At 47.1% G+C, this 20,948-nt stretch carries 18 protein-coding genes; 2 read left to right on the top strand and 16 right to left on the bottom strand.

Translation table 11 applies throughout. From position 1 onward, the window contains the following. Nucleotides 1-114 precede the first annotated feature (114 nt). The 7 genes from V8Q34_RS05680 to metG all read right to left on the bottom strand — a co-directional run bounded on the left by V8Q34_RS05680 (nt 115) and on the right by metG (nt 8,845). Entirely contained in the window at nt 115-951 is an 837-nt protein-coding gene (locus tag V8Q34_RS05680) for a carbohydrate ABC transporter permease (protein ID WP_033142919.1), read from the bottom strand. Nucleotides 952-962: 11 nt separating this feature from the next. After that, nucleotides 963-1,841 carry a carbohydrate ABC transporter permease gene (locus V8Q34_RS05675; protein WP_033142920.1) on the bottom strand — a complete coding sequence of 293 codons (879 nt, stop codon included), beginning with the start codon at nt 1,839-1,841 and terminating at the stop codon, nt 963-965. A gap of 28 nt (nt 1,842-1,869) precedes the next feature. Beyond that, on the bottom strand, nt 1,870-3,210 hold the full coding sequence (locus V8Q34_RS05670) for an extracellular solute-binding protein (RefSeq protein ID WP_227246873.1): 1,341 nt from the start codon (nt 3,208-3,210) through the stop codon (nt 1,870-1,872). A 19-nt stretch (nt 3,211-3,229) separates the two neighbouring features. After that, nucleotides 3,230-4,222 (bottom strand): N-acetylglucosamine kinase, encoded by a 993-nt coding sequence (locus V8Q34_RS05665; protein ID WP_033142922.1) that lies wholly within the window; start codon nt 4,220-4,222, stop codon nt 3,230-3,232. Between the two features lie 15 nt (nt 4,223-4,237). Further along, nucleotides 4,238-5,503 (bottom strand): 6-phospho-beta-glucosidase, encoded by a 1,266-nt coding sequence (locus V8Q34_RS05660; protein WP_033142923.1) that lies wholly within the window; start codon nt 5,501-5,503, stop codon nt 4,238-4,240. Nucleotides 5,504-5,646: 143 nt separating this feature from the next. Continuing rightward, nucleotides 5,647-6,657 carry a LacI family DNA-binding transcriptional regulator gene (locus V8Q34_RS05655; protein WP_033142924.1) on the bottom strand — a complete coding sequence of 337 codons (1,011 nt, stop codon included), beginning with the start codon at nt 6,655-6,657 and terminating at the stop codon, nt 5,647-5,649. Nucleotides 6,658-6,874: 217 nt separating this feature from the next. Beyond that, a complete protein-coding gene (gene metG, locus V8Q34_RS05650) occupies nt 6,875-8,845 on the bottom strand; it encodes a methionine--tRNA ligase (protein WP_148391955.1) in 1,971 nt (656 codons plus the stop codon). 589 nt (nt 8,846-9,434) lie between these two features. On the opposite strand from metG, the gene V8Q34_RS05645 reads away from it, so the two are divergent. Continuing rightward, nucleotides 9,435-11,360 (top strand): FUSC family protein, encoded by a 1,926-nt coding sequence (locus tag V8Q34_RS05645; protein ID WP_335835045.1) that lies wholly within the window; start codon nt 9,435-9,437, stop codon nt 11,358-11,360. Between the two features lie 91 nt (nt 11,361-11,451). Here V8Q34_RS05645 and V8Q34_RS05640 read toward each other — a convergent pair whose 3' ends face one another. The 6 genes from V8Q34_RS05640 to V8Q34_RS05615 form a co-directional block, all read right to left on the bottom strand. Continuing rightward, the gene (locus tag V8Q34_RS05640) at nt 11,452-11,841 is read right to left on the bottom strand and encodes an HsmA family protein (RefSeq protein WP_335835044.1); all 390 of its coding nucleotides are present in this window, start codon (nt 11,839-11,841) and stop codon (nt 11,452-11,454) included. 184 nt (nt 11,842-12,025) lie between these two features. Beyond that, nucleotides 12,026-12,625: a cytidylate kinase-like family protein gene (locus tag V8Q34_RS05635; RefSeq protein WP_335835043.1), complete on the bottom strand. Its 600-nt coding sequence runs from the start codon at nt 12,623-12,625 to the stop codon at nt 12,026-12,028. Between the two features lie 113 nt (nt 12,626-12,738). After that, a complete protein-coding gene (locus V8Q34_RS05630; RefSeq protein ID WP_103732931.1) occupies nt 12,739-14,136 on the bottom strand; it encodes an MFS transporter in 1,398 nt (465 codons plus the stop codon). A gap of 25 nt (nt 14,137-14,161) precedes the next feature. Further along, nucleotides 14,162-15,076 (bottom strand): sugar phosphate isomerase/epimerase family protein, encoded by a 915-nt coding sequence (locus V8Q34_RS05625; RefSeq protein WP_033142930.1) that lies wholly within the window; start codon nt 15,074-15,076, stop codon nt 14,162-14,164. Between the two features lie 16 nt (nt 15,077-15,092). After that, nucleotides 15,093-16,031, bottom strand: a complete 939-nt coding sequence (locus V8Q34_RS05620; protein ID WP_256129837.1) for a sugar phosphate isomerase/epimerase family protein — start codon at nt 16,029-16,031, stop codon at nt 15,093-15,095. Between the two features lie 23 nt (nt 16,032-16,054). Next, nucleotides 16,055-17,233: a Gfo/Idh/MocA family protein gene (locus tag V8Q34_RS05615; RefSeq protein ID WP_033142932.1), complete on the bottom strand. Its 1,179-nt coding sequence runs from the start codon at nt 17,231-17,233 to the stop codon at nt 16,055-16,057. Nucleotides 17,234-17,656: 423 nt separating this feature from the next. On the opposite strand from V8Q34_RS05615, the gene V8Q34_RS05610 reads away from it, so the two are divergent. Then, nucleotides 17,657-18,493, top strand: a complete 837-nt coding sequence (locus V8Q34_RS05610) for an AraC family transcriptional regulator (RefSeq protein WP_033142933.1) — start codon at nt 17,657-17,659, stop codon at nt 18,491-18,493. Between the two features lie 86 nt (nt 18,494-18,579). On the opposite strand, the gene V8Q34_RS05605 is transcribed toward V8Q34_RS05610, so the two are convergent. The 3 genes from V8Q34_RS05605 to V8Q34_RS05595 form a co-directional block, all read right to left on the bottom strand. Further along, nucleotides 18,580-18,807 carry an HPr family phosphocarrier protein gene (locus tag V8Q34_RS05605; protein WP_033142934.1) on the bottom strand — a complete coding sequence of 76 codons (228 nt, stop codon included), beginning with the start codon at nt 18,805-18,807 and terminating at the stop codon, nt 18,580-18,582. A gap of 282 nt (nt 18,808-19,089) precedes the next feature. Continuing rightward, a complete protein-coding gene (locus V8Q34_RS05600; RefSeq protein ID WP_335835042.1) occupies nt 19,090-19,554 on the bottom strand; it encodes a helix-turn-helix domain-containing protein in 465 nt (154 codons plus the stop codon). A gap of 197 nt (nt 19,555-19,751) precedes the next feature. Further along, nucleotides 19,752-20,627 carry an Rpn family recombination-promoting nuclease/putative transposase gene (locus tag V8Q34_RS05595; RefSeq protein WP_033142936.1) on the bottom strand — a complete coding sequence of 292 codons (876 nt, stop codon included), beginning with the start codon at nt 20,625-20,627 and terminating at the stop codon, nt 19,752-19,754. Between the last annotated feature and the right edge of the window lie 321 nt (nt 20,628-20,948).

The following is a 20,948-nucleotide window of genomic DNA, read 5'->3' as shown; positions in this document are numbered from 1 at the left end:
TGTTTTTTCCTCCTTGTTATGTATTATGCAAGCCGTACAGTGATTCCTGTATTTACAGGGTACGTACGGGCATCTGCACATTTTGTTCATGTTTTCTCCTCTTTTCTGCTCTTACTATCCTTTGACCGCCCCCATTGCCAGACTCTTCTGAATGTTCTTGCTCAGGAAAACGTACAAAAACAGCGTGGGTATGGTGGCAATCGTTAGACCTGCGCCGATCAGTCCCCATTTTGTAGAATATTTTCCCACCATGTCGTTGACTCCTACGGTGATCGTCTTGTATTTTTCCCCGCTCACAAATGCAATGGCCAACATCATCTCATTCCATGCTGAAAGGAAGGTAAGGATGGCAACTGTGGACAGGATGGGCTTTAACAGCGGCATGATGATCTGCCAGAAAACCCTGTAAATATTAGCTCCGTCAATAAAGGCAGCCTCCTCCAATTCCTTTGGAAGTGCCTCCAGGGTCCCCACCATTAGCAATATGGCTGTAGGCATGGCAAAGGCCACGTAGGGAATGATCAGCGCCCAGTAGGTATCCAGCACCGGCTTCATATTCACGAACAGCGGCAGCAGCACTGCGTGTATGGACAGCATCATACCGGTCAGGAAAATAAAATACACAAATTTACTCAGCTTCCATTTTAAACGCACAATAGCATAGGTTGCCATAGCTGATAAAATCAATGTGAATGCTATGGTAAGTCCTGTGACAACTGTACTGTTGAACAGATATCTGCCCAGATGTGCTTTTTCAAAAACCTTTGCGTAGTTGGCCCATTCCCAGTTCTCCGGCAGCCCCACTATATTTCCCCCGAAAATCTCGCGGTTGCTCTTCAGGGAAAAAGTAAACATCCAGTAGAGTGGAAACAGCTGGACAACGGTAATAAATAACAGGACAATCGTTTTCACCGTGCCGGTTCTCTTTAGCTTTGAACTTCTCCTTTTCATACCGGTCCCTCCTAATCTTTCTGGATATGATTAAATATTTTTTGTACGATAAACGTAAATACAAGGCACTCTAATATAATGAAAATAGCTATAGCACTGGCATACCCGTATTCATTGGTCACAAATATCTTCTTATACATGAGAAGTGACGGTACTTCTGAGGCGTGGACCGGCCCTCCGTTTGTCAGAATATATATTAAATCAAAGGATTTCAGCGAACCGATGATGGCAAATATAACGCAGGCTTTAATCATTGGCACTATCATGGGGATAATGACTCTGACCGCTGTCTGAAACCGGCTCGCGCCGTCCACCTGGGCCGCCTCAATGATTTCCGGTGAAATGGATTTCGCTGCGGAATAAAACAGCAGCATGTGATATCCTATATATTGCCAGACCATAGGTACAAAGCAGGCAAGCAGCGCGGTCCCCTGGTCTCCCAGCCATTCCCTCTGGAGGGCGTCCAGCCCCACAGCTCCCAGTCCCATATTTAACAGGCCATAGGACGGATGATAGATTTTCAGCCACAAATGCGCAATGATCGTGCCGGAGATTATGACAGGAACAAAAAAGGCGTTCCTGTAAAAATTCTCGCCGCGGACACCACCTGCCAGTACCAGCGCCAAAATCATGGAAACGGGGAGCTGTATAAATACAGAGGCTGCGGCCAGCAAAATAGAATTCCAGATGGATTTGAAAAATAATGGATCCTGGAACATCTTGATATAATTTGCCGCACCAATAAATTTTGCTTTTGTCACCCCGTCCCAGTCCAGCAGGCTGTAGCCTGCTGACTGGAAAACCGGGAACAATGCAATTGCACAAAACCATATGAGTGCCGGCAGTACAAAAATACAAATTGCTTTTTTATCCCTCAATGCTCGTTCCATACTACTGCCTCACTTTCCCTCTCCGTACTTACTCGGTATCTCCTTTTTTCACCTGAAGCTGTGCTTCCTGCATGCCTGCCGCGAACTCCTCCGGTGTCGTTGTTCCTGCCATCAGTCCCTGAAGCAGTTCATAGTGTTTCTCTATAGCCGTTCCTTCCAGGAAAGTATCCCAGGCCAGCACATATCCGTCCGCATTCTTAATCAGATTTTCAATCTGTTTTAAAGTAGGGCTGACCTCTGACTCATCCACATCCACTTTCCAGGCTGGAAGGCTGTCACCAATCTTGTATGCCTCCTCAGACATATATTTCGTAATACCCACAGCAAATTCATAAGCCATATCCGGATATTTTGTATTGGCATTCAGCATGATCATATCAATAGCACCGCCTGAGAAGCTGTTGACTCCGCCTTTGCCTCCGTCTACAGTGGGCATCGGTACCGCTTTAATCTTCCCCTGGATATCGTTTTCATCACTGTCGCACCCTGATGCTACCCAGCTTCCGCCGTAGTACATGGGTACCATTCCCATATAAAATTCTTCCTGTGCTTCCTCAGCCCCAAGGCCCAAGGTTCCCTCAGGGAAAGCCCCTGCCTCATTTAGTTCGCATAACAGCTCCGCAGACTTTACAATACCTTCTGTATCTAAAGTCTCCTCACCCTGCAGCGCACGGTTCATGTAATCCGCACCCTCTGTGCGCACTGCAAGGGCATTCTGGATCATACCGATATGCCATCCGTCCTTTGCGCCCAGTGCCATTGGGGTCACCTCCTCGGCGCGGAACGCTTTCACTGCCTCCAGCAGCTCGTCAAAGGTTTCCGGTATCTTTACGTTATATTCTTCAAAGAGTTCCTCGTTGCAGAACAGTGCACCAGCCCACTGTTTCAGCGGCAGTCCGTACACCTTATCATCGTATGTACCGTATGTAAGGGTACCCTCCAGCAGATCGTCCTTTGTGTTGTTTTTCTCCATCAGCTCATCTAACTGCAGCACATTGCCGGCTTCCACATAATTCTTTGCATATCCGCCGCCCCAACACACAAATACGTCCCCCTGGGAACCTGTTGCTGCCGCAACCTTCAGTTTGTTATTCTGATATTCCACCTCCTGGGTAGCAACAGCTTCAATATGCACATTTGGATGCTCTTCCTCAAACTTCTCCACATAGCTGTCTACAATCTCTCCCATCTCAGCGTCCGGCCAGATATGCCAGAATGTGAGGTTGATATCTTCCCCTGATTCCTTGCTGCTCTCTTTCTTGTCTGTATCTGTCTTTTCTTTCGCAGTGCCTCCGGTACTGCCGCACCCAGCTAATGCTGCGATCATTGTTCCCGCTAATACAAACCCCAATACTTTTTTTGCTTTCATTTCTTTTCTCCTTTTCCCATTAGATATTTTCCAGCCTCCTGACCGGAAATCTGGCTGCGCCTTCCTCTATGTTTCTGTATATCCCACCTGCCAGAACCCTATTCATCCGCTTCAGCCCCATGAGCACCGCTCCGATCACCGGTTCATACTCGGCAGCAATGACATTGGCTCCGGGCATTTTCTTCAATATTTCCCTTTCCACTGCATCCTGAAATCCCTGAAACTTACATTTGAAGATACTTCCGGAAAGCACAATGTCTGTATCGCATTCCAAAATACCCATTTTCCTCATGCGGGCTTCCAGATAAACGACTATCCTTTTTCCGTACTGAATCCAGATATTACCTGCAGTCCTGTCTCCCCGGCAGGCGGCTTCCTCAAGGATGATGGGCAAATTCAGATAATCACTGCTCTTGATTTTTCCCATTACCTGCATATAAAGCAGTTCATCCACGGACTGTGCCTGAAAATGTTCCAGAAGACGGGGGGTCAGTTCCGTCTTTTCCAGCAGTCCCATATGAGCGTCAAATACAGCCTGCACTGCTTTTTTCCCCAAACTCCAACCGCCCTGGTACTCATCCGGAATATAAAATCCATAAACAAAACAGTCCTCGCCGTTCTGCACCGCACAGTTCAGTCCTGAACCCGCACAGAGTATTCCGCACTGCTGTTTTCTAGTGGCTGCGCGCATGGCAATGATACAGTCATTCACAATTTTTACATCTGCCCTCGGAAAATATTTCCGTATCTCATTTTCCAGAAGCTCAGCCTCATAATCCCAGTCAATCCCAGTAAGGCCGCCCAAAACTGCCGTCACATCCTCTTTCTGCAGACCGCACTCTGACAGGGCCTGGTCAGCAGCCTGTACAACTGCCTGCACTGCATAGTCCAGGCTGGTGCTGGAATGGCATGCACCATAACTTTTTCCCATTCCCAGAAGCCTGCCCTCCTGGTCTGCTATGACAGCATGTGTCTTACTGCCGCCCTGATCGATACCCAATACATATCTCATACTGTGCCTCCTGGCTTATAAATGAAATTGGGGCAGGTATTCTTTGTTGGCTTCCAGAAGCTCAGGTACCAGCTTCTCCACATACTCCCACTGACGTACTAGGGGATGTGCCAGCAGTGCCAGCTTCATTTTTCTTACATCACCCTCCACGGCTGCTTCCACGGCAAGCTGTTCGTAGTTTTTCACTGCTGCGACCAGTCCCCAGCACATGGACGGCACCTCCGTCACATGCAGCGCCTGCATACCTGTCTTGTTCACAAGACACCCGACTTCCACCACTGCACTGTCCGGCAGGAAGGAAATTGCCCCGTTGTTGGGCACATTCACTACCATCTTAGTATCCACGTTATTGTAGACAGCATTCACAAATCCCATAGCCACCTCTGAATAACCGCCGCCACCGCGTTTTGCCAGAGCTTCCGGCTTGTCGCAGTTTGTCTCATCCGCGTATGCTGCATATACATCTTTTTCCAAATCCTGCACATACTCACCGCGAGTCTTTGGTGCCGCTTTGAATTTTGCCACTTTTTCGTTGGTATGATAGTACCACTGGAGATACGGGCTCGGAATGACACCCAGCAGTTTGATCAGTTCCAGGTCCACGTCATCATTCTGTGCTGCTATTTTTTCAAATTCCGCCTCTGTAACAGGACGTCCGTTTATTGTTATATTGCTGATGAAGTTCATGTGGTTCAGTCCCATGTAATCGTACTGTACCTGCTCATAGGGGATTCCCAGAGCACGCTTTGCCCACATCTTAGGGAAAATACCTCCGGAACAGAATCCCGCAATATTGGCCTTAGTATAACGGGTGACAGCCTCTGTTACTAATCCGGTGGGATTGGTATAGTTGATGAGCCAGCCCTCCGGGGACAGCTCCTCCATCTTTCTGGCAACGTCCAGCATGACCGGGATTGTACGGAATGCTTTCATCATTCCGCCTGCACCTGTAGTTTCCTGGCCTACCAGATCGTACTGCAGAGGGATTTTCTCGTCTTTTACTCTCTGTCTGTTTCCTCCGACTCTTATCTGCGTATCCACAAAATCCGCGCCGTACAGCGCTTTATCAAGGCTTGTGGTTGCCCGGATCTCCACGTCCAGTCCCAGTTTCTCTGCAAATCTTTTGCAGAATCCCTCCATAATATTCAGACGTTTTTCGTCAATATCATAGAGCATGACCTCTTTTACCGGGAGCTGTTCCTTTCTCATCGCCATTTCGTCCAGCAGCTCCGGTGTGTAGGAACTTCCCGCCCCCACGATTGTAAATTTCATTCCCTCCATTACTATGACCTCCTTTATTTTTGTGTAGCGTTCCACATTTGCCGATAGAAAAAACACATTCCTAATATGTGCTTTTTCGTTGTGTATCGTTCCACATTTATCTGAAAGAACAAACAAGGATTTTTCCTTGTTGTCCTAATCATTCATTCTGTTGTCTCACGGATCACCAGTTCCGGTTTTATTACAACTTTTTGTCTTGGCGTCTCCGGATTCTGTATCTGCTGCAGAAGTATCTGCACTGCCTTTGCCCCCACTTCGTACAAAGGCTGACGGATGGTTGTCAGCTTTTTCAGTTTTTTCTCCACGCCCCAGGGCTTATCATCATCAAACCCTACAATCTTGATATCCTCAGGAATCCGGATACCTGCCTCCTCAAGAGCTATCATGCCTCCAAAGGCTGTGTTGTCTGCTCCGAAGTATATGGCATCCGGCAGCTCCTCCCTGCTGTGCCCGCTAAGCCAGGTCCTGACGGCGTGATACCCCTCATCGACACCAAACTCCTCGCACTCCACAACAGACGTGTACTGTGACAGACCCTGCTGCTCCATGGCTGCCAGATAACCCTGCCACCTGCGCAGGGCTGCTTTTGTCCCTTTTGCACCTGTGACATGCATGATGCGCCTGCATCCTTTTTCCACAAGATGGTCGATGGCCAGCTTGGAACCATAGGTATTGTCCACCAGAACATTATTTACACTGGCATCCTCCACCTCATTCTCCACAACTACGAAGGGGAATTCCATCTCCGCCCGTTTGCGGATCAAATCTGCGTCATCCAGATCACTTCCGTATATAATGGCTCCGTCTGTAGCACCATTGCTGAAAAAATCTATGTAGTTCTCCTTTTCACCTCTGTCATTTCTTCCGCTGCAGAAAATAACCCGGAAATGATTTTCCTTTACGGTATCCTCCACACCTCTGATCACATCAAAAAAATACTGCTCTGTCAGTGAATCCAAAATAACACCAACCACATTTGTCCTCTGCAGGACCAGAGACCTGGCCAGCGTGTTGGGCTTGTAGTGAAGCTCCTTCATCGCTTCCTTAATGCGGCTCCTTGACTCCGGGCTTACACCTGACTGATTGTTCAGGACACGGGATACCAGTGTCTTTGATACGCCTGCTCTTTTTGCCACATCATATATTGTCACCATATTGTATCTCCTCTTTTCATGTACAATCCTATCATGTGTATCGTTCCACGTCAATTATTTTTTGTGTATTATCACCAATTCTTACCTTTTGCACAAAAATAAGTCTGGATTTTCTGTAAATTCTACTGAAAATCAGGCTGTGTCCGTAACAAAAAAAACACCGCAGAAATGTGCCATTCACAGCACATCCCCGCGGTATATATTTCTATTCTGTCTCTTAGCAGATCTCAGCGCCGGCAGGCATATCCTTATCCGGTGTCATGAGTGCCAGCTCGCCGTCCAGTCCCTCTGCGCACAGGATCATACCCTCTGACAGGATTCCGGCCAATTTTGCAGGCTTTAAGTTCACCAGTACCATTACTTTCTTTCCTACCATGTCCTCCGGCTTATAATTGGATTTGATTCCGGAGACGATCTGTTTTACCTGGCTTCCGATCTTCACCTGGGAACAGAGCAGTTTTTTGGATTTTTTTACTTCCTCACAGGCAATGATCTCGCCCACCTGGAACTGCATTTTCATAAAATCATCAAACGTCACTTCCGGTTTTGCTTCAATATCCACAACCGGTTCTTCCTCTTTTTGCTCCTCTTTCGGTGCGTCTGCCGCTGTCTCGGCTGCGCGCATAGCCTCTACTTTTTCCATGACTTCTTTTACATCAAGGCGGGCAAAGAGAATTTCCGGCTTCTCTGTCACTTTATTGCCTGAAGGATAGGACCCGAAAGTATCCAGCTCTTCGTAAGTTCTCTTAGATGCATTCAACTGGGACAGAATCTTCTCTGTTGTCTCAGGCATGAAGGATTCCAGCAGGGAAGCACCGATGCAGATGCCTTCAACCAGATTGTAAAGCACTTCTGCCAGACGGTCCTTTTTGCTCTCGTCTTTGGCAAGTGCCCACGGCATGGTTTCATCAATGTATTTGTTGCAGCGTTTGAACAGGGCGAAGATCTCTGTGATAGCGTCTGCCACACGAAGTTCCTCCATCTTGTCCGCCACTTTTTTCTTTGTTCCGAGCACAACTGCCTTTAAATCCTCATCAACCGGTTCGGTCACTCCGGTGCTGGATACTTCTCCGCCGAAATATTTATTTGACATGGAGATAGTGCGGTTTACCAGGTTTCCGAGGGTGTTTGCAAGCTCTGAATTCAGGCGCTCCACCATCAGCTCCCAGGTGATGACTCCGTCATTTTCAAAAGGCATTTCATGGAGCACAAAGTAGCGCACAGCATCCACACCGAAGAAGTCTACAAGCTGGTCTGCGTAGATAACGTTTCCTTTGGATTTGCTCATCTTGCCATCGCCCTGTAAGAGCCAGGGATGTCCGAATACCTGTTTCGGAAGGGGCAGATCGAGAGCCATCAGGAAGATGGGCCAGTAAATGGTATGGAAACGGATAATGTCCTTGCCGATCAGATGCAGGTCAGCAGGCCAGTCTTTCTTAAACTGCTCTGTGCTCTCCCCGTCACAGTCATATCCGATTCCGGTGATATAGTTTGTGAGGGCATCCAGCCACACATACACCACGTGTTTCGGGTCAAAATCTACCGGGATTCCCCATTTGAAAGAGGTTCTGGACACGCACAGATCCTGAAGACCCGGAAGCAGGAAGTTGTTCATCATCTCATTTTTTCTGGAAACCGGCTGGATAAATTCCGGGTGTTCATTGATGTGGTCGATCAGACGCTGGGCATATTTGCTCATTTTAAAGAAATATGCCTCCTCTTTCGCCGGTGTCACCGGGCGTCCGCAGTCCGGACATTTGCCGTCCACAAGCTGGGACTCTGTGAAGAAAGACTCACAGGGGGTGCAGTACATTCCCTCGTAATGTCCCTTATAGATATCGCCCTGGTCATACAGTTTTTTGAAGATCTTCTGTACCTGTTTCTCGTGATAGTCGTCTGTGGTGCGGATAAATTTATCATAAGAGGTATTCATCATATCCCAGATATTCTTAATCTCTCCGGATACCTGGTCTACAAATTCTTTGCAGGTCACGCCTGCCTCCTCTGCCTTCATCTCGATTTTCTGTCCGTGCTCGTCTGTTCCTGTCTGGAAGAACACGTCATAGCCCTGCTGTCTTTTGAATCTGGCAATGCTGTCAGCCAGAACAGCCTCATAGGTGTTGCCAATGTGCGGTTTGCCTGAGGTGTAGGCAATCGCTGTAGTAATATAATATTTTTTCCTGTCCATTTTTTATCTCCTTTACTTTTCTGTGGAAGAATAAAAAAACACCCATCCCCTCATTCTGAGAAGACGAGCGTTAACCCGTGTTACCACTTCTTTTCATCTGTGCCTCACAGCACAGACCTTATCAGGTACCTGCATACCTTTCCGCTGTAACAGGCGGAACCTGTCGCAGCCTGGCTTCCCCTGCACAATATGTCAGGTTCCGTTCGGTGCGCCTCTCAGGAGCCATCTTCGGCACAGTTTTCTTCGTTCCTCTCAGCATACGGAACTTCTCTGTAAAAGAAAAATCTGCACGTACTCTCTCCGTCCTCGTGTTTCCACTATAAATTTCATGCTAGCACATTTCCTGTTTTTTGTAAAGCCGGAAATTTTGTCTTTCTGAATCTATGGTATCTGCAGGTTACTGTTCCGGGAGGTGTTTCCTCATGGGACGCGGCGCGATATGAAAGCAGCTTCCGTACCGGCCGGCATCAAAAAATAAAAAAAACGGAATATATATCTAATTCATTAAGAAATATGTTATACTTTTACCGGTACAGAAAACAAAGAAAAGACCGGTTTATGAAAAAAGATTGGATAGTGAAATGATGAAATGTTTGTAAAATCAAAAAAGTATTTAAAAAGATTCGGCAGTGATCTGTGGAATGCACTTCCGGTGATCTTGTTCTTTCTGGTGTTGTTCTATTGTGTTATTTTTTTGTTCGGAACATCCTACCTGTTATTGGTTTCTGTTTGTACAACGATTTTCAAAGTGAATTATCAGAAACGATTTACATCAAAAGGAATCCTGATCATTATAGCAGAACAGCTTTTAATGTGCGTCCTGGCATTTCTGGCCACACGGAACCTGCCCTTATGTATCATACTGAATGCTATGGTCCCTTTTATTCTGGTGGTGCTCAGAACGACCCGTTTTAATCAAAAAGGTTATTTTGTAAACGCCATGGGATTTGTATTCCTCCAGCTCAGACCGGTCAGCTTTGCAGGCTTTGGAAAGCAGATTCTGGTATATGCCATTCTTCTTATATTTCTGGCAGCAGCGCTTGGAATTGTCACGGTCCTGAAAGGAAAACACAGGGAATACCTGGCTGTGCGGGAGGGGTTTGGGATTGCGGCAAAACGATTCCGAAGTCTTGCCAGTGGAGAACGGATAAAGGATATCTCTTTACAAATGGCATCTGTACAGAACAGCTTCCATGCAGGCGCGGCAGCCAGCCAGCACCCTGATACAAACGGAAGCATTCCATATATATTTGCGCTTTTATTTCAGAGAACCGCTTATTTTATCCTGGATTATCTCCAGCTTGAAGAAAAATTCAGCAATGCGGATGTCCGTCTCTTTGGCAAAATGGCCGATTATATGGAAGAAATAAAAATAAGCCTGAACAGCAAAGATAACGAAGCTCTCATCCAAAGGGCCGGAGAACTCTCAAATGAGACAGATGATGTCAGTGAACGGCTGCAGACGTATATGGGGAATTTTTTGCATCTGCTCGTCATGGCATTGACTCTAATCACATCAAAGGAGCAGAAAACCGTCCATTATACTGCTAATTGGAAACGCTTCTGGAAAGAAAAAAAGGCACGGCTCAGACCGGAACAGTTTGAGATGCGGTTTGCACTCAGGCTGTCCCTTGTACTTTCCCTGAGTTTTCTTATCTGCAGGCTGTTAGACATCAGCCATTCCTATTGGCTCCCTCTGAATGCGTTTCTCCTTGTTCAGCCAATGTATGAGGAGAGTACCCGACGTCTGAAAAACAGGGTGATCGGTACTTTTCTTGGCAGTACATTTGTCTTTTTTGTGCTGATGAATCTAAATGGGATGACGGCACATTTCATCCTGGCTGCAGTTATGGTCTCCTTTATGTACAGTTTTGTGCCGGGAAGCATATTGCAGGTTTTCTTTTCAACCGGCTTTGCGCTGACGCTTACCACTCTTTCTTTAAACAGTACAACTGCGGTTGAATTACGGCTCATTTATGTCATAACTGCGGTTGTGTTTGTCCTGCTTGCGAATCGATTTTGTTTTCCCACCAGCCTGTATGGGCAATTCCGGTTTAATCTGCGGGAAGTGATACATATGGAGTTCAGCTATTTGGATTTCCTGAACATAGGAAGTCTCCGCCCCATTGACTATGAAATCATGAGTGATGCCCTGGCACAGTTCAATCTGACATATGGGCAGGCAATGGAATATCTGACAAAGAATCCGTCAGCAGAGATGGAATGCTACAGAAGTCTGTTGAATACTCTATGGAGAATGGTTTCAGAGATTGAACAGATGGTGTTCTATGTGACCACAGAGAATACCGGCCCCAAAGAGCGCGAAATGGTTCAGAAATTTGTAAGGCAGATGAAGGATGCGCTTAAGCCCCATAGTACATGGAAAACAGAGATTGAAGTCAAAGGATACAATCCATATCTGGAACGCCTGATGACAAAATATATTGTGAACGTAGAGAAAATGCAGGAAATGTATAACCGTTTCCCTGATCTGGAAGGACTGTTTGCTAAATAAGAAGTGTACAGAATGTCTGTCCGTTTGTTACGCCCATAAATGAAATATTCTATGAGCTTAACAAACAGACATCAGATGCTGATAATAACAATCAATGGCCCATACCTATGATCATCCCCAGAATATAGGGCACCAGCCAAACCAGCCAGACAAAAATGCTGAACTTGTGAAAGCTTTCCTGTTTCTTCTCATCCTTTTTCACCAGCACCAGGGTTGCCCACAGCGCGTGAAACAGCATAAGAACGATTGCCAGAGCACCTGTAATGCCATGAAGCCCCATGCCGGTCTGTCCTCCGGCTCCTTCTTTTGTGATAAAACTCATGATGGTAGTACCTGTGGTGTCAAAGACAAGGCCGAGCCAGAAGATGAAAACATGCTGTTTCTTCAGGATATGTGCCTTTCTCTCAGAAAAAACACCTATCGTATAGAAAACAAGTGCAAGCGTGATAGTAATAATAGCCGTGATCAATTTGATATCCATGGAAATGCGCCCCCTTTGGTTTTTTGTATACTGTAACCGTTCCGCGCAGTAAATGCGAAGACCTGCTGAATCGTTTACCGTATTTCATCATTATAGCACGCTTACCCGGAAGTACAAGAAAAAAGCCGGAGGACCGGGCAATTTCTCATCGCACGGTCCTCCGGTTTAAATCCCCCTGATTTTCTCAGGCTTCCTGTCTCTTCTCAATATAATCCAAGATCAGCTCCGCGGCTGCATCCGGAGAAAATCTGCTGGTATTGATCATCAGGTCATAATTCTGCGGGTCTCCCCATTTCTGCCCTGTGTAGTAATTATAATAGCGCTCTCTTGTTTTATTTTCCTTTTCCAGCTCTTTTAATGACTGGCTGCCGTAGTGGGTCCCGGCCCTTTCCCTGCGGAATTCCTCATCGGCGTAGATGAAGAAGGAAAAGCAGTCCGAATGCCCCCTCAGCACCGCGTCCGCGCATCTTCCCAAAAATACGGCGCTGCCTTTCTCCGCGATCTTCAGAATCGCTTTAGCCTGCTCCCGGAACATTTTATTATAGTAGGGAACTGCCTCAAAACCATAGGTCCCCATACTTCCTATGCTGCTGTCGGGTGTCCGGTAGGCAGATTCCAGAATGGACTCAATGTCCACTTCTGTGTCCCCCATCTTCTCCGCTGCCAGATAGAGGATCTGGCGGTCGTAACAGCGCACACCCATTTTCTCTGCCAGTATTTCCGCAATCTCCTTGCCGCCGCTGCCGAACTGGCGGCTGATGGTGATGATGGTCTTTTCCTGCATATGAATCCCTCCTGACTGATGATCCCATAGGCATATCAGACATATAATCCTGCCGGATGCTATGGTTTTCCAGTTATTCCATTATCTATGGTTCCCATATGTTTACAGTATTATTATAACTCACCCCGGGACTCTCGTTCAATAAGTTCCTGCATGATGGCAGGATATTTTTTATCCAGCTTATAGAGTGTCAGTGTGATCAGTACCGTAACCCACACCACCAGAGGGCCGAATTTATAAATGTTGATGATCATATCCACCGCGGACTGAGGCTGTACAGCAGCGCCTGCAGAGGAGCTGATATATCCGGCCGCTGATAAAAGTCCGGTGATGATCGCTGAGGACAGGCCGGCTCCCACCTTCATGCCCACAGAACTCCCCGCAAAAATCAGGCTTTCCTGCCGCAGATGCGTCTTCCACTGTCCGAACTCCACCACATCCCCCAGGAATCCGAATACCACAGCATTGAGCGGTGCAAGCCCCAGTGCCCGGATGACACAGCTCATAACCATCCAGGAAAAGCTTGTCGGATTAATGAAGAAGATCAGCTGTCCGATCAGGGCCAGCCAGATACCGGCCAGGGACATATTTCTTTTCCCGAATTTCTTAAGCAGGACAGGACAGCAGAAGGTCACTGCCACGATCAAAAGTGTCTCTGTCAGGTAAAGAGTGCTGTACATCCAGGTGTCATTTTCAAAAACATACTTGCAGTAATAGGGCAGTATGGTCCCGGTGATGCAGTAAATGGCGTTCTGCATGGTCCACAAAACCACAACCGCCCAGAAATACTGGTTGCATACCAGCGCCTTAAATGCCTGTTTTGCCGGCACCTTTGCCTGTCTTTTCTTAGCCTCGATCTCAACCGTCTCTTCACAGTTCTTAAAGCATATGAGCAGAAGCACCAGGGCAATGGCTGCCCATAAGGCCATGGTCTTGGCCCACGCTGCCTGGTCATCCCCGAATAATTTTACTACCGGCATGGTGCAGGTCACTGCCAAAATACGGCCGAAGGGCGACAGGCCCATCCTGACAATGCTCAGCATGTCTCTCTCCGATGAGATTCTTGTCATCATGGCAGAGAGGCTGCTGTACGGAAGGTTGATGGCTGTATAGCATACCGTGGTACAGAAATTATAAGTGACGAACATATATAAAAACTGCAGTAGTGCTTTTGTGTGGGGTACCGTGAACAGAAGTACCGCGGAGACTGCGTAGGGAACGCACATCCACAAAAGCCAGGGCCTGGATTTTCCCCATCTGGAATTTGTCTTCTCCACAATAATGCCCATTACCGCATCTGATACGCCGTCAAACATACGTGACAGAAGCATGACCAGACCTACCGTGGCAGCGCTGATTCCGACATAATCCGTATAAAACAGTGTGAGCAGCGTACTGATCATACCGAAAACCACATTGCAGGCCGTATCGCCGCATCCGTAGGCTACACGTGTTCCCCAGCCCAGTTTCCCGCCTGACTGCTGTATTCCTGTAGTGTTTTCATTTTTCATACCGCTTCTCCATTCCTTTCTCTTCTCAGAGAAGTTCTCTCTCGATTCTCTCCCTTGCCTCAGGCGCCTGGCGGTCCATTTTTTCCGGGAATCCGAACATGGATACACAGGCAATGTTGTCACCGCCTGCCTTCGGCGCACTCTGACCAAACTGCTTATTGGCAAAATCCATCTCCCGCAGGGTTTCAAAGATGCCGTTAAAGTCCACATCTCCCTCACCCATAGCCAGGTGCTGATGAATGGTCACATCCGCTTTCCCGCGTCCGTTCAGCCACGGGGGATTGGCAATATAGCGGCAGTCCAGGGTCTGGTTAAAGGTATCCGCAAAGAGTACATGGGTCAGCTCATCTCCTGCGTAGTGCAGCATGGAACGCACATCTCCCTTTCCCTCATCATAGAAGAAACCATGAGGGGAAGAATACACATATCCCAAATGTCTGGAGCGGAAGGATTTCACCATATCACAGGTCTCATTGTTCAGCTCACAGAAATCATAGGGGTGGGACTGGATTTCCACCCGGATGTCTTCCTTTTCTATTATGGGAAGCAGCTCCTCCATGGATTTGAACCACATGCCATTGCAGATTTCCTGCCGGTTCGGATCACCGGACAACTCTGTATTGATGACTTTCACACCCATATCCCCGGCAATTTGAATCATACGTTTCCAGTTGCGCACTGCAAACTGACGCTCCTCCTCTGTGGGGCCTGACCAGCGGTACACCACAATGAAGGAAGATATCTCCACACCCGTCTCTCTCAGGGCTCTGCGGTATTCAGCCTCACATTCTTTTGAAAAGAGAGGATGTTTATAGAAGGGATTGATGCGGGGGTGGGGGGACTGTTCGATATACTGATATCCCCAGTCCGCCACCTGATGCACCATCCGGTTGATGTCCATCTGCTTTGCCAGGACATCAACGTCAAATGCAATTTTCATGGTTGTTCCTCCTACTTTACCGGCTGATTGTCTGGCGAAGGGCATCTATGGAGGTGTTTACTCCAGCTTCCACAGACATGGTCAGGTCTTCCATTTCCAGAGATACATCTCCATGATAACCCATCATGCTGAGTACGGAGAAGAATTCTTTCCACCACTGCAGGTCTTTTCCGCAGCCCACTGCAACGTAATTCCAGACACGGTCCGCAGACTCTGTCACGGGTTTCGGTTCCAGAATGCCGTTTGTATCTGCCAGTCCGCGCTCAATGCGGGCATCTTTGCCGTGTACATGGAAGATACAGCCTTTCAGCGCACGCGCCGCGGCAATGGGATCCGCACCCAGGACCATCATATGGGAGGGGTCCAGGTTAATACCGATGATGGGATCTGTTGCCTCTCTCAGCTTCAGCATGGTCTCTGCTGACCACACCATGGTTCCCGGGAACTCTTCTATGGCGATCTGCTCAATATTGTGACTCTTAGCATACTCCGCAAATTCCTTCCAGAAGGCAATGGTGACTTTCCACTGGTATTCATAGGCCGGCGCCATGAAATCCGGCCATGAAACGGTGGATGTGATCCAGTTCGGTGTGGTGTCTGTCTCGCTGCCTGCCGGCAGTCCGGCCATGGCTACGATCTTCCTGACCCCCAGCTTTTCTGCCAGATCCACGCAGGCATACATGGACCTTTTGTACTCCTCTCCTGTCTCGGAAGGCCAGAGGGGATTGCAGGAGGTGTTCAGGGCAGCAATGCGCATGCCCCTCTTCTCCAGTTCACCTTTGAACGCTTCAAGCATCGCAGGGTCCGCCAGCAGTTTGGCTGTGTCGCAGTGCTTACGGGCGCCCCAGCCTCCTGCTGTCATTTCCACTGCGTCAATTCCGAGAGCCTTTACTTTATCAAGCATCTCTGTATAAGATAAATCCGCAAAAACATCTGTACATATGGCTAACTGCATTCTTATTTCCTCCTCTTTTCCGATCATTTAAAATCTACCCAAACGCCGCCTTTATCAGCAGATTCCACACATTTTGTCACCCAGCGGATGCCTTCGATACCGGCGTCGATTCCCGGGTACACAAGATTTTTCAAAGTTTCTTCATCGCCTCTGTTTTTCGCGTCAATGGCAATGGCGAATTTCAGATAAATATTTGCCCAGCTCTCCGGAAGTCCCTCTGCATGCAGGGCACCCAGGCGTTCGTCCGCATTGCATTCGTCGTACAGGTACGGCATGGAGCGAATCATTTTGCGGATCGGCTCGCCCTGCACCTGGTAGAGCAGTTCATTTGGCTGGTTGTCGGAGAATTCAACGGAGGCTTTGGAGCCTACGATGCGGATCCTGTGTCCGTCCATGCAGCCGGCATTGACAGCAGAAGCCCACATACGTCCCACGGCACCGTTTTCATAGCGCATCAGAACATAAGCGTTGTCCTCAAGGGGTTCCCGTGATTTTACAAAGCTCTGGCGGTCACAGAGAACCTGTTTCAGCTTTAATTCCGGACAGATCAGCTCTGACATGTAGAAGGTATGTGTTGACAGGTCGCCAAGTACAAAGGATGGGCCTGATTTTTCCGGGTCAACACGCCATTTCTGACCTTCTGAAACTTTGTCGCCAATCTCATCGCAGGCAAAGCCGTGTGTATACTGAAGTTCTACCATGTGGATATCTCCCAGATCTCCGTTCTGTACCATCTGGCGCATCTGAAGGAGAAGCTGGCTTCCTGAAAATCCGTATGTAACGCCCACAATCTTGTTCATCTTCTCAGCCAGGGCTTTAATCTCTTCTCCCTGCTCCACTTTGAAGAACAGCGGTTTTTCACAGATCACATGAAGTCCTGCTTCCAGAGCTGCTTTGGTGATTTCATAATGTGTAAAGTTTGGTGTTGCAATAGAAACTACCTCCACGCCGTCAGGACGTTTTGCTTCCTCCTCAAACATGGTCTTGTAATCCGGATATAAACGGTCCTCAGCCACGCCCAGATTCATTCCGAAATCTTTGCAGCGCTCAAAGTCAAGGTCAAAGGCTCCTGCCACCAGCTCGTATGCCGTATTGTCTCTCAGTGCTCCCAGTCTGTGTTTGTAACCTACATTGCCTGTTCTTCCTCCGCCGATCATTCCCCAGCGCAGCGGTCTCTCGATTCTTTTTTCTCCGTTTAACATTATAATATCCTCCTGATAAATTCACATTAATTTGCTTTTTTATTAATTGTTTATTCTTTTTGTTGTTTTCCAACTGCACGCAGTTGACCCACCATGAAAACGGCCATTTTCTCTGTATATTGGTGATGTCTGCAGCAGGTCAGGCAAGGTCTGCGCAATTTCTGCGCTGCCCGTCAAAAGGCGTATGGACTGCGGAAATCAGCCTGCCATAAGGCGATTTTTATGGCTGAATACCGTTGTCGTCCAGGTATCTGAGCTGCTGCGGTGTTTTGTGTTTCGTATTGGTTTGTTTGTTTCGATAGTTGTATTATACGCATATACGGCGTGCTTTTAAATATGGATTTTTGCCAAAAAGTTCATGGATATTGCTTTTATCACGCAAAAAGATTATAATGGGGTAAAAATACAGGAAAGGGGATAGATATGAAAAGTGTAGATACGGGTGTGCTGGCCCGCTCCGTCTGCTTCTCTTTTACTCCTTCCGATACAGCCAGGCAGTTGTACTTTTACCCTACCTGGTGCGGGCATTATTTCTGTACAGGAAGGTATTTTATGAGAAGGGAGTACTTTCCGCCGCTGCTTGTGGCTTATATAAGAGAAGGGACTCTGCATGTGGAATATGAAGGGGAAACATTTGACGCGAAGAAAGGAGATGTGGTGCTTCTGGACTGTGCCAGGCCCCATTATTATCAGGCAATGGAAGGGCTTGAATTTGTGTACATCCATTTTGACGGTTCCAACTCCCACGAGATCTGCGGACATATCCTTAAATTATTCGGACCGCTGATACGGAACCAGAATAATGCCCTGGTGGGGAACCTGATTTATAATATGGTAAAGTTTTACGAGCAGGACGGAGTTGAAAATATGTTTGACAGCTCCATGAGGATTTATAAGCTACTGCAGCTTCTCAGTGAAAGGGAACTGCATAACCAGAAAGAGGACACTTCTATAGAAAAGACGATTCGTTATATCAGAAGTCATGTAGGGGATAAGATCACGCTGGAGGAACTGGCAGACATTGCGAATCTCAGCACTTATTATTTTTCACACCGCTTTAAGGAGGAGACAGGCCTGTCCCCTATAGACTATGTGATCAATACACGTCTTGACCAGGCTAAAATCCTTCTGGCCCGTACCTCCATGACCGTGGAGGAGATTGCTTATGAAGTGGGGTACCAGAGCAGCAACAGCCTGATCAATCTCTTTAACCAGAAGCTGGGATTCTCGCCCAGAGAATACCGGAAACTGGCAAAATAAAAAAGTCCCGCCTGTACAGATACAGCAGCATATCAACATGCAGCGGTATCCGCAGGCGGGGTTTGTTCCATTTTATCCAACTCTGTTCAACTGGTCATATATTTCTGTAAAACATTCTCAAAATGCGGGTCCTGTTCTTCATAAACCACACGGAGTTCCTCTTCCCAGTTCAGGCTCAGCATACCCAGAATGGATTTAGCGTCAATCACAATCCTGCCGCTGACAACGTCGATGTCAAAATTACATCGGCATGCCGCGCTCACAAACTCCTTAATTTCATTGATTTCATTGAAGCGAACGGTTCTCTCACACATGCCGGTTCCTCCTTTATCCTCTGTCTTATTCTCCTCCCCTGCAGGGTCTTACGAGGCTCTGCCTGGTATTTCAATTGCCGCCTGTGACTCCGGGAGTGCACTGCCCTGGTTGTCTCAGTTCGTCTTTCGCGGTAATTATAAGAATATAACAAAATGGGGAAAATAGCAATGTGTATTTTTTTTAGATTTTGTTGTCTATGTCATGACTCTTCACTGCGTGCACAGCAGTATGTTTCGCATTGCACAGTTCCGGGACATTCTTCTTATTCCAGTCCCTTCTTCTCATCCGGCGTTCCTTTGAACAAGGTTTCTTATTATCACAAAAATGCCGACCAGAATCTCGCCCAGCGAGATACCGAATAATAATCCCGAGATAAAATCCTGTACATTCGTACCTCCCATAAATTTTGAGAGAACTAACAGCAGTATTCCCATGAAAACAAGGCCGATACCTATAAAATAAATCCGTTCTTTCTCAAGTACAGAAATTCTTTCTAAAATAAAGAAGGTCTGATCCTCCATTACAGCTTTATTGACCGCATCATCCCCATTCAGCAACTCGCCTACAGACGTGTCAAGTGTCTGGCATAGTTGTTTTATGACAGAGTAATCAGGCATGCACTTTCCGTTTTCCCATTTTGATACGGTCTTATTTGAGACCCCAAGCTTTTCTGCCAACTGTATTTGGGTCATATTATGTTCTTTTCTTTTTTTGGCAATGTATTCTCCTATTTTCTGCTGGTTCATATTCCACCTCCTGTCAAAATTATACCGTATTTCAGCAGAGAATCCTATCCACTGAGGGTAGAATACAGGTGGAAAATAATAGAATTGCCCGTAACTGCACTTGCGCACAGACAGTGCTATTTATGTGCGGACCGGACTGAAGAGTTATGAACCGTCTGAATTCAAAAATTAATATCGAAGCGTCCGGTCAATCAGGTCTATAACTTAAATTCCAGAAACAATTCATCCTGATACGCTTTATCGCTGACTGCTCTCTCAATTTCCTCCCCACGGGAATTGGCTATCAACAGTTGAATCAGCCTGTTTACTCGATTTTCACCATATTCCAGCCCGGCCTTTCTGCCTGCCTCCAATCCGGCCTCCCAATTGCTCTGCATGAGATAATTGTGATCCCGCAGTGCCTTCTCGCGAGCTTCATATTCCAGTCTTTTCTCTTCATCTGCGCTAATATTTTTCAAAGTTTCGTATGCCTTTTCGATATACTTATCTTTTTCCGCCATCTCTTCAAAATCCTCCTGCCTCTCGGCATTCATGAATTTTGCCCAGTTCAGAAGCTCTGTTTCAGGATACTCATGGTTTTTGAGTTTCGGCAGCTCTAGGATATGCACCTCCAGCTTGTCTGTATAAAGTCGGTGGTTTGTGTCTTCCCTCATATGAAAGCAGGAATAAAATGCCTCGTCCCGGCCAAACAAAATAAAATCCAGAATCCCGATGTGTACGCATTTCTCCAGCCTTTCATAACTCTCGCCCTTTTCCAGCTGGTCTGTGAACATTTTTGAGAGATAGAACATGGAGCGCTCCGGCCACAACAAAAACGGGCTGACCTGAATTTCTATGTCAATCTGCGTCCCATCCTTTAACCGTACACGTACATCCAAAATTCCCAGCTTATCTTCCTCATATCTGGTTCTCAGATGTGTCGGCAGCAGCGTGGTCTCCTCCACCTCCTCCGGCGGTATGTGCAGAACAGCTGCTATGAATCCCTTTCGTACCTCTGCATCCTCCATCAGTTCCTTAAAACAGAAATCTACCTTTGGCTTCATGATGAATCTGATGTTTGTATATCTTTCCATCCCTACTCCTCTCCGTAACTGAAAGATGAAAAGATATCGGTTATCTATACGCATAGTATAACCTTTACAGGCGGATACCTCAACCTCTTTCAAACACATTTTCTGTCAGACGGATATTATGGTTACTGTTCACATGCCACTGTCCCGCGAGGTATTTTCAGGCCGAAGGCATGAAAATCGCAAAACTTCCGAAGCGATATGGGGCAGACTGTTGTTCTGAAATGCCTGCCTGTTCTCTCCAGGCACAAAAACAAACACCTGCTGCCTTTTCTTTGATGAATAAAACGGCACAGTTTCCCTGCAAAAATCAAATTAATAAAT

This window comes from Blautia sp. JLR.GB0024 (assembly GCF_037000545.1).
GTDB lineage: Bacteria > Bacillota > Clostridia > Lachnospirales > Lachnospiraceae > Blautia > Blautia celeris.
The sequence above is the reverse complement of the archived record's forward strand: the minus strand, read 5'-3'. Positions and strand labels throughout refer to the sequence as shown.